General features: G+C 53.9%; 10 protein-coding genes. 3 read left to right on the top strand and 7 right to left on the bottom strand.

The window, feature by feature from the left end:
- Window positions 1-102: 102 nt before the first annotated feature.
- The 5 genes from rhaM to GCWU000342_RS09130 form a co-directional block, all read right to left on the bottom strand.
- Window positions 103-414, bottom strand: coding sequence for an L-rhamnose mutarotase (rhaM, locus tag GCWU000342_RS09150; protein ID WP_006907141.1), 312 nt, complete (start codon window positions 412-414; stop codon window positions 103-105).
- A complete protein-coding gene (locus GCWU000342_RS09145; protein WP_006907140.1) occupies window positions 414-1,481 on the bottom strand; it encodes a rhamnose ABC transporter substrate-binding protein in 1,068 nt (355 codons plus the stop codon). Before GCWU000342_RS09145 ends, rhaM begins: the two co-directional genes overlap by 1 nt.
- 71 nt (window positions 1,482-1,552) lie before the next feature.
- The gene (locus GCWU000342_RS09140; protein ID WP_006907139.1) at window positions 1,553-2,554 is read right to left on the bottom strand and encodes an ABC transporter permease; all 1,002 of its coding nucleotides are present in this window, start codon (window positions 2,552-2,554) and stop codon (window positions 1,553-1,555) included.
- A 10-nt stretch (window positions 2,555-2,564) separates the two neighbouring features.
- Entirely contained in the window at window positions 2,565-3,554 is a 990-nt protein-coding gene (locus tag GCWU000342_RS09135) for an ABC transporter permease (RefSeq protein ID WP_006907138.1), read from the bottom strand.
- Complete coding sequence (locus GCWU000342_RS09130) at window positions 3,554-5,062, bottom strand: sugar ABC transporter ATP-binding protein (RefSeq protein WP_045001190.1); 1,509 nt, start codon at window positions 5,060-5,062, stop codon at window positions 3,554-3,556. Before GCWU000342_RS09130 ends, GCWU000342_RS09135 begins: the two co-directional genes overlap by 1 nt.
- A 144-nt stretch (window positions 5,063-5,206) precedes the next feature.
- On the opposite strand from GCWU000342_RS09130, the gene GCWU000342_RS09125 reads away from it, so the two are divergent.
- A complete protein-coding gene (locus tag GCWU000342_RS09125) occupies window positions 5,207-6,802 on the top strand; it encodes a response regulator (protein ID WP_207635027.1) in 1,596 nt (531 codons plus the stop codon).
- Between the two features lie 91 nt (window positions 6,803-6,893).
- Window positions 6,894-8,681 (top strand): sensor histidine kinase, encoded by a 1,788-nt coding sequence (locus tag GCWU000342_RS09120; RefSeq protein WP_006907135.1) that lies wholly within the window; start codon window positions 6,894-6,896, stop codon window positions 8,679-8,681.
- 332 nt (window positions 8,682-9,013) lie between these two features.
- Here the strand turns inward: GCWU000342_RS09120 and GCWU000342_RS09115 are convergent, their stop codons facing one another.
- Window positions 9,014-9,955 (bottom strand): ROK family glucokinase, encoded by a 942-nt coding sequence (locus GCWU000342_RS09115; RefSeq protein ID WP_006907134.1) that lies wholly within the window; start codon window positions 9,953-9,955, stop codon window positions 9,014-9,016.
- A gap of 294 nt (window positions 9,956-10,249) precedes the next feature.
- Window positions 10,250-10,942 (bottom strand): MgtC/SapB family protein, encoded by a 693-nt coding sequence (locus GCWU000342_RS09105; RefSeq protein ID WP_006907132.1) that lies wholly within the window; start codon window positions 10,940-10,942, stop codon window positions 10,250-10,252.
- A gap of 442 nt (window positions 10,943-11,384) precedes the next feature.
- Here GCWU000342_RS09105 and GCWU000342_RS09100 point away from each other — a divergent pair, with 442 nt between their 5' ends.
- On the top strand, window positions 11,385-12,599 hold the full coding sequence (locus GCWU000342_RS09100; protein WP_006907130.1) for an ATP-binding protein: 1,215 nt from the start codon (window positions 11,385-11,387) through the stop codon (window positions 12,597-12,599).
- Window positions 12,600-12,697: the final 98 nt, after the last annotated feature.

Genomic DNA, 12,697 nt, shown 5'->3' with positions numbered 1-12,697 from the left:
GGCCAATCTGCATTCCGATGGCAGATTGGCCGGGTTCGTAGGACCCAGACTTCTGGTATTTTATTTCCGGGACTAAGGATCCGATCTTTATTCCCGGATCAGCTAATCCAGATGAAAGAGGGGCTTTAAATCCACCGCCACCGGACTCTTGTCCGGGTTGGTCTCCATGATGTCCGCCATGAAGTCCCACCACTTGCGGTTAATCGCGGTGTCCGCCCCCTGGTTCCAGACTTCTTCATCCTCTATCTCGATATAGGCGAAGAGAGTCAAGGTCTCGCGGTCCAGGAAAATGGAGTAGTTTTTGCCTCCGTGCGCGTGAATCATTTCAACCATCTCGGGCCATAGTTCCCTATGGCGGCGCTCATACTCCGCCTCCTGGCCCGGATAGAGTTTCATCTTAAATCCCTTGACCATTAATATACACTCTTCCACTCGTTGATATTGCTGGGATCAAATTTGAAGGGAGCGCCCAGGATGATCTCGGTGCCGCCGTCAGAAGCCTTAACAACCTTATAGTCGCCCAGATCACACTTGAAGGTATCCCCCTCATTTCCCTTGATGCTTCCCGTCACAAGAGCTGCTGACGTATAGGCTCCCAGAGCGCCCAGGTCAATGGGGTTCCAGAGGAACATATAGGGGCAGGAATGCGCGTCGTCATTTCCGATGTAGGCTGCCATCTCAGAGGGAAGGCCCAGTCCGGTCAATTTGACAGAGGACTTCTTGTCCTGCAGGACCTTGGCCGCGGCAGAGATACCTACTGTCGTGGGGGAGCAGATGACCTTGAGCTTGGGATACTTCTGCAGGAGGGCCTGGGTCTGATCCGTAGACTTCTGCGCCTCGTCATCCCCGTAAGCCACTTCTACCAGTTCAAGCTTAGAGTACTTGCTGTCCTTCTCCATGTAGGACTTCATGGAGCTGATCCAGGCATTCTGGTTGGTTGCCTGGGAAGACGCGGAGAGGATGGCGAACTGTCCCTCTCCTCCGGTGATATCATAGACCGCCTGAATCAGGGCGGATCCGATCTCGTCGGTACCTGCCTGATTGACATGAACCGCGCGGCTGGAAGCGGCGACAGCAGAGTCTACGGAGCAGACCTTGATGCCTGCGTCCTTTGCCTCCTGAAGGGCTGCTGCCAGGGCATTCTCATCGTTGGCTGCCACACAGATGGAATCCACCTTCTGTGAGATCAGAGACTGGATGACTGTGATCTGCGCATCCGCAGTGGCTGATTCCGGATACTGAACGACAGCCTTGCCGCCCAGCTTCTGAACGGCGTTCTGGAAGCCCTCGGCCTCCTTCTCATTGAAGGGATTGCCCGCGCTCTTGGGAACAAGGGCGAAGGTCTTGCCGGACGCGCTCTCCGTCTTGGCATCTCCGCCCGACTTGTCGGACTCTTCCTTCTTGGAGTTCCCTCCGCATGCCGCGAAGAGCCCCACAGCCATGGTCATACATAAAAGCAAACTCAACACTTTCTTCTTCATGGTTTTCCTCCTTCTGTCTACCCCATGATTTCTATATCTATGAGTCCCTGAGGACACTCATATTCTTTTTTCTATGCCTGCTTTCTTCTGGCCTTGAATCCGCCGGAGATATTGGGAATCAGGACGGAGACAATCAGGAGAATGCCGATGATGATCAAGATGATCTGTGAATTTAAGTTCTTCTGTCCCAGGCCGACCCTAAGACAGAGGATGGTAAAGGCCGCGATGAAGGCTCCCAGGATCTTTCCCTTTCCTCCTGTCGTGGACACCCCGCCGAATACAGCCATGGCAATGGCGTCCATCTCAAAGCCCTTGCCGGTCGTCGTATTGGCCCCATAGGTCGCCGCTGTCAAAAAGAGAGCGGCAAGACCGGAAAAGAGACCCATCAAAGCGTATGCGATAAAGATCGTCCGCTTCACCTTAATCCCGGAATAGAAAGACGTTCTCGCGTTGCTGCCGATGGCATAGAGCTTGCGTCCGTAATTCATCCTGGACGCGACGATGATGAAGACGATGCCTGTGAGCACGACCAGAAAGAAACTGATCGGGAAGGGTCCGACTTTGGTTGACAGGACCTTAAATCCCCGAAAATCCTTGATCGAGACTGATCCTCCCTCGCCCAGCATCAGCTCCGCTATCCCCCGGTATATGATCTGTGTTCCCAGCGTAATAATCATGGTCGGCAGCTCGCGGAATTCCACGGCCAGAAGGCCATTGATGGCCCCGCAGGCAAGACCCACAAGGAGGGTCAGAAGAAAGACGCCGACGAAGGGGATCTTGAGGTTGGACGCCATGCCGGCCGTCGTCGCGCAGAGGCAGACAATCGATCCAACCGAGATATCGATCTCTCCCAGAAGCAGAATGAAGGCCATGGGAAAGAGGAGAAAAATCTCCGCCAGATATTTGGGGCTCTCCCGCAGCAGATTGGTCGCGTTGTATACGGGAGAAATGCCGATACAGATGATATTGACGAGCACAAGCAGAACCACGAGCATGGACTCCCAGTTCAGCAGTCTGCTTGTCAGCGGCTTGTTCTCGGTTGCCGCAATCGTTCTTCCAGATTTTCCTGCCATAATATCCCCCTTAGATCTCTCTCTTCTCCAGCGTCGACCGAACCATAATCCTCTGCGTGATGACATTGGCAATGATTACCGCGACGATCAGAACCCCCTTGATGGTGTTCTGGGCCAAAGCCCCGATTCCGATCAGAGGCAGGGCCTTAGAAATAACCGCCAGAATCAGCGCTCCCAAAAGGGCGCCGATGACGCTGCCTCTGCCGCCGCTCATGCTGACACCGCCGATGACACAGGCCGCGATGACGTCCATCTCCTTGCCGTACTGCATATTGGGCTGGGCTGACGCGTAGACCGATGTGGACAGGGCTCCGGACAGTCCTGCTAGCGTACCCATCAGGGTATAGACGGCGATCTTGACTCCATGGACATTGATTCCGGAAATCCCCGCCGCCTCTTCATTGGAGCCGACCGCGTAAATATTGCGGCCGAACTTGGTCCACTTCAAAATAACGAAGAAGAGCAGATAGCAGACAATCGTGACCAGGATGACATTGTTGATGCCCAGACTGCTCGTCAGAGCGAAGCTCTTGAACTCTCCCAGGGCGTCCGCACCGGCCCACTGGTCATTAGCCACAAGGTAGGCCAGACCCCGATAGATATACATGGCGCCCATGGTACAGATGATGGGAGCCACCCTTCCATAGGAGATAATCAGGCCGACCACAAGTCCGCAGACCGCCCCCATACCGATGGCGATGACAAAGCCCAGAAGCGTGCTTGACACCAGGCCGGTCTTAAAGAGCATGCCGACCGTCATCCCGGCAAATCCCAGGGTGGAGGCCACAGAGATATCAATCCCCCCGATCAGAAGAACCATGAGCATCCCTAACGAGAGGATCATGGTCACGGAATTGTTCTTGAGAATTTCCGTGATATTCTGCATGGACAAAAAGCCGGGGGACTTGATGGACACCAGCCCGATCAGGACAAGCAGGATCAGAAGGAGGGATATCTCTCTTGATCCGCCGATTTTCTTCAAAAATGACTTCTTCTCCATTAGACTTCTCTCCCCCCAGACTCCTTTTCCATGGCGAGCTCTAAAATCTTCTCCTGGCTCGCCTGGTCGACGGGCAGCTCTCCTGTGATTCTGCCCTTGCACATGACGTAGATCCGATCGCACATCCCCAGGATTTCAGGCATTTCCGAGGAGACCATGATGATGGCGTAGCCCTGTTTGGCCAGCTTGCTCATGATGCCGTAGATCTCCGACTTGGCGCCGACGTCAACACCCTTGGTCGGCTCGTCCATGATGACCACCTTCATGTTGTCCTGGGCCAGGGCCTTGGCCACGACCACCTTCTGCTGGTTGCCGCCGGAGAGGGTCGACGCCGCGTCGAAGATGCTGACCGCCTTGGTATCAACCCCTTCGAGGACCTCCTTGGCCAGCGTCCTCTCCCGGTTCTCATCGGTAAATCCCCGCTTAGAGAGCCGGTCATAGATGGGAAGGGTGACATTGCGTCCCAGTCCCCAGCTCATGATCAGCCCCGTCTTCTGCCGGTCCTCCGGCAGAAGAACCAGACCCAGGTTCTTGGAGTCCGTGGGATTCTTGATGCGAACCTCCTTGCCCTCGACAAAAACCCGGCCATCCTTGTATCCTGTGATCCCGCAGATCGCCTCGACGACTTCCGTTCGTCCTGCGCCGACCAGCCCGGTCAGTCCGACGATCTCGCCGGCCCTGACATGGAAGCTGACATCCTTGAAATAGCCCAGCCTGGAAAAGTTCTCGACGCGGAGCATGTCTTCTCCGACCTCCACCTTCTCCTTGGGATACATATCGCTGATTTCCCGGCCGACCATGTGCTTGATCAACTGGGCATTGCTGATCTCATCAACCTGATAGGTGCCAATGTACTGGCTGTCGCGAAAGACCGTAACCCGGGAGGCCAGCCGGTACATATCCTCAAAGCGGTGCGAGATGAAGATGACGGAGACCCCGTCGTCCCTTAATTTCTCTACAATTTTGTAGAGCTTCTCGGACTCATTGGCCGTCAGAGCCGCTGTCGGCTCATCCAAAATCACGATCTTGGCACATGTTGACACCGCCTTGGCGATCTCAACCATCTGCTGCTGGGCGACGGACAGGGTTCCCATTTCCGCTGTGCTCTCGAAATCGGCATCCAGCTGATCCAGATAGTCCTGGGCCAGGCGGTTCATCTCCTTCCACTGCATGAAACCGCCCTTGACCCGCTCATGATTCATAAAGATATTTTCCGTCACGGACAGATCCGGGTAGGAGGTCGGATGCTGATAGACCGCGGCGATTCCCGCTGCCTGGGCATCCCTCGGCCCCCGGAAGGAGACCTTCTTGCCATCCAGATACATCTCTCCCTCTTCCGCCTGGTGTACCCCTGTGATCACCTTGATAAAGGTTGATTTTCCGGCTCCATTCTCTCCCATCAGGGCATGAATCTCCCCCGGCTTGAGTTGGAACTGCACATGATCCAATGCCTTGACGCCGGGAAAAATCTTAGTAATTCCCTTTAATTCCAATACATAATCAGACAAGTTCACGCCCCCTTTTCCTGGTAGATACTCTCTCTGAAATTAATGCTAACAGCCGGAGTCATCCGCCAAAAGAGGAAATTTTTCTGATCCCGGGTATTATTTTTCTGTCATTCGGCCGGGCAATCTTGTAGACTGAGAGCGAGGGTGAGAGGAGAAATTGGGATTATTATGACTTTACTGATCGTTGACGACGAAGAACTGACCAGGCAGGGGATCCTGGGCTCGGTTGATTTTGCCGGATTGGGAATCGATCAGATTCTCAGCGCGAGAGACGGGGCGGAGGGAATACGGATCGCTTGTGAGCAGCCGGTTGATCTCCTTCTCTCGGATATCCGCATGCCCAAAATGGACGGCCTGACCATGGTCGGCGCCCTGCAGAAGACGAATTCCGACCTGGTCACCATCTTCATGAGCGGCTACACCGACCGGGAATACGTAAAGACCGCCCTGCGGCTCGGCGCTGTCAACTACATTGATAAGCCCATCGATATTGAAGAGCTGAGGAACGCCCTGCGAAAAGCCGTATCTCAGGTTCAAGCCAACCGCCTGCAGCAGGACAGTCACAAGCGGTCTTTAGAGCAAATTTCCGAGACCCTGGCTTTTCAGCTGACCGTTCCCTACGCCCAGGACGCCGACCGGGTCGATCGTCTCTGGGCCGATTACTGCAGCTACTGCCGGGAAGACAAGGAAGATAACTTTCTCTATGTAAACTCCATTGTCGTCCAGTTAGAGGACGTCTCCTCTGTGATTCCACAGCTTCCCTCCATCCATCAGAGGCTTGCGCAGATGCTGGCCCCCCACGGTCTTTATGTCATCTCCAGCGAGAAACACCTCTACTATGTGGTCTACCATATCTATAGCGGTCAGAGATCCCAGCCCCGACAGATAGAGCTGGCCGCCAATTTCCTGCGGGAGGCCTACCTCCCCTTCAGCCGCTCTTATGTCGCCGTCGGAGAAATGGAGCGGGGAATCAGCCGGGCCTATCTCTCCTTTCAGTCCGCTGTCCTCCTCCTGCAGAGGGCTTTTTCCTGTCCACCCGGCAGCATCTTAAACCAAACCGACTGGTCTGAGATCCCAGAAGGTTCTCTGTCAGACCTGCAGAACCTTGGCCGCCTTCTGACAGATGCCCTGGCTGACGGACGAAAAGAAGACGCCAACCAGTACAGAGCAGAGCTTTCCGATCTCAGCCGCAAATCCCGGGCTCTGCTTCCCAGCCAGATCAAGTCCCTCTATATCGATCTCTTTCGCGAGCTCGACCATATCCGTGAAAAGCAGGGAATTGTCCCCTCGCCATTGACCCCCACGGAATCCGTCATGGATCAGGTCAATGCCTGCTTCTGCCTGGATGACCTGAACCGGGGACTCAAGGACCGTATCCGGGCGTATTTCGAGGACCTCTCCTCTCAGAAGGCCGAAAACCAGACCATCTATCTGATCCGAAGCTATATCGGGCAGCATTACAGCCAGTCCTCGCTCTCCGTCAAGGACATCGCCGACTATGCCAACCTCTCCGTCTCCTACCTCTGCACCTTCTTCAAGGGCGAGACCGGGCAGACCCTGAATGCCTATCTGACCGATTTTCGGATGGAACGGGCCAAGCAGCTCCTGTCTGACCCCCGCAACCGGGTCAGCGAAATCTCCGGCATGGTCGGCTACAACGACGGCAACTATTTCAGCAAGAGCTTTCGAAAGTCGACCGGGCTCTCTCCCACAGAATTCCGCGAGAAACTCTGGAAATAGTAACCCCACAGCGCCAGGTAACCGCCTCTCTTTTCGCCCTCGGTGAGAAATTCCGGGACAGCGCCTGTAAAGGTCATAACGAGGCTTCGCAATGAAAAAGATCCTTCTGAACCTGAAAATACGAACCAAGCTATCCCTTGTCCTCCTGGCCGCTGTCGTCATACCCGCTCTCTTCATCGGACTTGCCTTCTCCGCGGACTTTCGCGATATGGTGATCTCCAACACCATCTCCCAGGCTCAGAAATCCTCCGCCAAGGCCTCTCCGATTCTGCGGGCCCTTGCCGTCCGCGCCCAGAATGTCGCCAACGACCTGTCCTCCTGTGCCTACTACCAGGAGCTCTTCTCATCCGCCTCCCCTGCCGATTTCAAAGAGGCGGCGCAGACCTCCCTGGCACAGGACTTTCTGACCAAGGCGCATTCCTATCAGTCAGAGGGCTATCAGACCCGGATCTACATCGATCTTCCGGAGGGGGACAACTTCTTCGCCAGTCCCACTGCTTCTCCTATATTCGCGCCCCTGACCCAGGCCAGAGGCCGCTATTGGTACGGCATTTTCCAGGCCTCTTCTGTCGATCACCTCTACTGCCCCTCCTCTTATCTGGGACCGATCGAGGCCAGCACCTACGGCGACAGCGCCTACATCCGCCGTTTTCGTTTTCTCTATCAGGGAAAGTCCCTGTCCGGCTATCTGGCTGTCTACTATTCCTCAGGCCTCTACCGACAGGCCCTGCGCGACAATCTGACCTTTCCCGACGGGGTCTCCTATCTGATCAACGACCGCAATCAGATCATCGCCGAGACCGACAGGGCCCGGTCCGCCACCTACCGCATCGACTACGGCCAGATCACCGACTATCTGGAGTCTTCCAACGCCTTTGTCGAGAAAAATGTCCTCGGATCCGATGTCTACGCCGCCTTCCACAGGATCCCCGGCCCCTCCTGGTACCTGGTGATCATCATCCCCAAGAGCAGCCTGATCCGCCAGGGCAATCAGATCATCCTGCGCTATCTCGCCATCATTTTTATCTGCATGGTCGGCGGTATTTTCATCGCCGAGCTTCTGGCCGGGTCTATCGTCCGGCGAATCCGCCAGGTCTCCGCCCAGATGTCCCAGGTCAAAGCCGACGATACTCCCTCTCCTATGCCCCCCTCTCCCTATAAGGATGAGGTGGGGCAGCTGGTGGATTCCTACAACTATATGGCCGGCCGCATCAACGCGCTTGTGGCCGAACAGCAGCGGATTTCCGAGGAAAAGACTATCGCTGAGTTCAACGCCCTGCAGGCCCAGATCAACCCCCATTTTCTCTACAACACCATGGATATGATCCACTGGATGGCTCAGGCCCGGCAGTACGACAAGGTGAGCGAGATTGTCATGCGCCTGTCCCGCTTCTACAAGCTGACCCTGTCAAAAAAAGATCCCGTCTCCACCATCGGAGACGAGATCGAACACGCCAGTATCTATGTCCAGCTGCAGAATATGCGCTTTGAAAATGCCATCGACCTGGTGGTGGACGTCCCGGACGAGCTGAACTCCTGCCATATTCCCAAGCTCACCCTCCAGCCCATCCTGGAGAATGCCATCCTCCACGGCATCCTGGAGAAAAACCCGCCGACCGGAACCATCGTCATCACTGCCTGGGAGGATGACGCCCTCTATCTGCTGATCTCAGACGACGGCGTCGGCATGGATCAGGAGCTTCTCGATCATCTTCTGACCTACACCCCCATGTCCAAGGCAAGCGGCTCCAATGTCGCCATCTACAACATCCACTCCCGCCTCCGCCTCCTCTACGGCGAGGGCTATGGGCTCAGCTACCAGTCAATCCCCGGCCGGGGGACAGAGGTGACCATACGAATCCCCAGGGAAAGGAGGTAAAAACTTATCTTACGTTATGTCACTACACAAGTCTTTACTGCAGGATCTTCGCTCCACAGAGGCTTAAGATCCACAAAGACATACAAGTAATTCGACGTCTGCCGCTCTGTTATTTGTGATCTGACGATCGTATTTCCGCAGGAAATAAGCCGAAGCACAGCTCCAGGCATATGACAATAGCTGTTGATAATCGCAATACTACAACCAAAGCAGAGCTGCTTACCGCATATCGCACTTACTCAAACTGTGTATGTGCGATATGCGGCGCGCGGCTCTCACAGGATTTCATTGTCCTGGTTTTGGATTTAAGGAGGTGCCTGCTCAGATCTCCCTTACAGAACCATCTTCACCGCGCCATACATACCGGCATCATTGCCCAGGGTTGCCAAAGCAAAGCGAGCCTCCTCAGAAGCGTGGAAGGCCTCCTCGACAAAATGCTTCTTGATGCTCTCAAGCAGGATGTCACCCGCCTTGGACACTCCGCCCCCGATCACATAAATCTCCGGATCAATCACACAGGAGATACGGGCGCAGGCCAGGCCGAGCATTCGCCCAACGAAATCCGCAATCTCCAGCGCCAGCGGATCACCTGCCTTAGCCGCGTCGTAGACATCCTTGGCCGTCAGCTTCTTATGCCTGCGAAGGGCAGACTCTCTCTGATCCGCCGACAGCACTTCATTGGCCTTGCGGACAATGCCTGTTGCTGAGGCATACTGCTCCAGATGCCCTTTCTTGCCACAGCCACAAGCCTGCTTCTCATGGGGATTCATAATCATATGCCCGATCTCTCCGCCTGCGCCGAAATTCCCCTCCACGATCTGACCATTCAGGATAATGCCTCCGCCAACGCCAGTTCCAAGAGTAATCATAACCACATTATCATGTCCCTGGCCTCCCCCCTGCCACATCTCGCCGAGTGCGGCTGCATTGGCATCGTTGGCCACCTGGACATTTTCAACATCGGTCAGCATGCGCATCTTGGAAGCGACATCCGTCACGCCCCAGCCCAAATTGACGCACTTGTTGACGACCGAAGCGCCTAAAACCGGTCCCGGCACATCAATTCCAATGCCCAGCACCTTGTCCGAAGTAATTTCCTTCTTCTCAAGATATTCCCGAATCGAGGCAGCAATATCATCTAAGATCATTTCTCCATTATTCTCGGTGCGAGTCGGAATCTCCCATTTATCCTCCAACTTGCCGTCATCTGTAAAAATACCGATTTTAACCGTTGTTCCACCAATATCGATCCCGAATGCGTATTCTACTGCCATGTTCTTCCTCCCTCATACTCACTCGCTCCGGCTTTTTCAACAGACCCGGGCATGAACCCTGTATCATCTGACTTCCAGCCGCGGTCCAAAGCGGCTTCCAACACGCTATCATTCTTTTCTGTTATATTACCTCTTTTGCATGTTCTCTGCAGGGATTTTGATCGTTTTTCAATCCAGATCTCAAGACGGTGGAGTCCCTGCGAAGCACGGATTCCGCTGTCAGGAATACATTTCCTGTCAAAGGTCTGGCGGACCGATCCCCTCCTCATGCGAGGGCCCCTATGCTTTTGCTCCTCACATCTCCTCCACATAATGCACATAATCAAGTTCCCGGATCTCCTTGATCAGATCCGCCCGCTTGCCAAAGCGGTCCATCTCCAGTGAGATGACCATGGACGCATACTTCCAGGGATCCTGCATTTTCCTGGTCTCAATGATCTCTGTCTTCACATTGTGATCCCGCATCTTCTGCAGAAAAAACTCTATACTCTTGCCGTCCTCCAGCTCCAGATACAGATCGAAGACCTTAGCGTGTTTCTGTAAAAAGAGGTCAAAGCGGTTGAGAATGCGAAGCACAAGGGCAATAAAAATCAGGGCATAAACTGCCCCCTCCACGAAGCCGATGCCGATCGCCAAGCCCACGCAGGCGCAGGTCCAGAGCCCCGCCGCTGTCGTCAGTCCCTTGATCCGCTGCTTCTCCGTCACCAGAATCGTTCCGACGCCCAGGAAGCCGACGCCGCTGATAACCTGGGCGCCCAGCCTGGCCAGGTCGGCCTGATGGTCAAACTGTATCATCATATACTGGCTGGTCAGCATCACAAGGGCCGATCCCAGACAGACAAGGGCATGCGTCTTAATTCCGGCCCCGCGCCGTTTCAAGCCGCGGTCAATTCCAATGATGGTACCCATAACGGTGGCAATTGCCAGGCGGCCGATGATCGCCGTAGTGGACCAGCCTGACAGGATATTCATCCACTCTCTCCACATGCTCTGCTTCTCCTATCTGCTTATATGGATTTCATCGCCAAGGCACTGTTGCATTACTCCTGAAGGCCTCCTGTACACGGCTCCTCTTCAGTGCCTTGCCGTCTTTACAACCATTATGCAAAAAGTCCTATGATTTTTGCAAATCACAAGCACAGATCTGACAATGCATATACTTACTTCCCGAACTCCTGGGCCATGACCTCCCTGACATAATCGCAGACAACCTTCATTCCACAGATATCGCAGTCCTCCATGACCTCGCGCGCCAAATGATCCAGCGCCCTGGTAATCTGCTCCGATTTATTTTGTCAGTTATAGCTGATAAAATATCCATATTTTATTCTTTGTCAGTTGTAGCTGTCATAAATTATATTTTAAGCTGGTTTGTCAGTTATAGATATGCTATGCTCTTGACAGATTTCTCTAGAAAGGCGGTGAGGACATGATTCCACGTGAACAGTACATGCAGCGCATTCGGCCTTTTATCGGGAACGAACTGATCAAAATCCTGACGGGAATGCGCCGATCCGGCAAATCTGTCATGCTCGATCTGATCAAGGATGAACTGCGAGGCCAGGGTATTTCTGATGACAACTTCATCTCCTTCAACTTTGAGTCGCTTGCGAATACCAAATTCTGCAATGCAAGAGCTCTCTATGGGGAACTCAGCCGACGTATTGCATCGATCTCCGGCAAGTCCTATCTCTTCTTTGACGAGATCCAGGAGGTGACCGATTGGGAGCGCTGCATCAATTCTGCCCGTGTCGATTTCAACTGCGACATTTATATCACCGGTTCCAATGCCCATCTGCTCTCAACGGAACTGGCCACCTACCTGGGTGGGCGTTACACTGAATTTGTCATCTATCCCTTCTCTTTTCAAGAGTATCTAATAGGACGAAAGCAGACGGCCACCCGGATTGATCCCGCGAAGGAATTTCACAGCTATCTGGAGCTGGGCGGTATGCCCTTCCTGATCAATCTCCATGAGGAGCGGGAGGCTTCCCTTCAGTATCTGCGTGATGTATATAGTTCTGTCATCCTAAAGGATATCATCAAACGAAATAAGATTCGCGATGTCGATCTTCTCGAGCGAATAATCACCTACGTCATGGCCAATATAGGGCACACCTTCAGCGCACGGAGCATTTCCAACTACTTCAAGAGTGAAAATCGCAGGGTTGCTCCCGAAACAGTCCTCAACTACATCAGGGCCTGTTGTGACGCTTTTCTCTTTTGCAAGCTGCGTCGCGAGGATCTTGTCGGCAAGCGCATCCTGTCTGTCAATGAGAAGTACTATCTGGTGGATCATGGCATTCGGCAGGCAGTCTATGGCGGAAACAATCGTGATATTGATCAGCTCCTTGAAAACATTGTCTGCATCGAGTTGATCCGTCGCGGCTACAATGTCACAATCGGTAAGGCCGGCGAGCAGGAAATCGACTTCGTCGCGGAGAGAGCCGACAAGAAGCTCTATGTCCAGGTTTGCTATCTGCTCTCGTCTCCCGAGACAATTGCCCGGGAATTCGGCGCCTATAAGCCTATCCGCGATCACTTCCCCAAGTACGTTATCTCTATGGATGAATTTGATATGAGCCGGGATGGTATCAAACACCAAAATATCAGAGACTTTCTGCTGGCGAAAGCATGGGACTAAATGAGCCAAAAGGCTTAAGACAGACAGGGGAAGGCATCGGTCCCAGAGCACCAGTGCCTTCCCTCTTAATTTAAACTCAATTTTTCCCTATGCCTTTA

The organism is Shuttleworthella satelles DSM 14600, from assembly GCF_000160115.1.
GTDB classification, from domain to species: domain Bacteria; phylum Bacillota; class Clostridia; order Lachnospirales; family Lachnospiraceae; genus Shuttleworthia; species Shuttleworthia satelles.
This window is presented reverse-complemented; position numbering and strand designations above follow the sequence as displayed.

Coding starts and splice junctions, on each gene's coding strand:
- GCWU000342_RS09140 (WP_006907139.1), bottom strand. CDS start 2,554: ATGGCAGGAAAATCTGGAAGAACGATTGCGGCAACCGAGAACAAGCCG.
- GCWU000342_RS09145 (WP_006907140.1), bottom strand. CDS start 1,481: ATGAAGAAGAAAGTGTTGAGTTTGCTTTTATGTATGACCATGGCTGTG.
- GCWU000342_RS09115 (WP_006907134.1), bottom strand. CDS start 9,955: ATGGCAGTAGAATACGCATTCGGGATCGATATTGGTGGAACAACGGTT.
- GCWU000342_RS09120 (WP_006907135.1), top strand. CDS start 6,894: ATGAAAAAGATCCTTCTGAACCTGAAAATACGAACCAAGCTATCCCTT.
- GCWU000342_RS09135 (WP_006907138.1), bottom strand. CDS start 3,554: ATGGAGAAGAAGTCATTTTTGAAGAAAATCGGCGGATCAAGAGAGATA.
- GCWU000342_RS09105 (WP_006907132.1), bottom strand. CDS start 10,942: ATGTGGAGAGAGTGGATGAATATCCTGTCAGGCTGGTCCACTACGGCG.
- rhaM (WP_006907141.1), bottom strand. CDS start 414: ATGGTCAAGGGATTTAAGATGAAACTCTATCCGGGCCAGGAGGCGGAG.
- GCWU000342_RS09100 (WP_006907130.1), top strand. CDS start 11,385: ATGATTCCACGTGAACAGTACATGCAGCGCATTCGGCCTTTTATCGGG.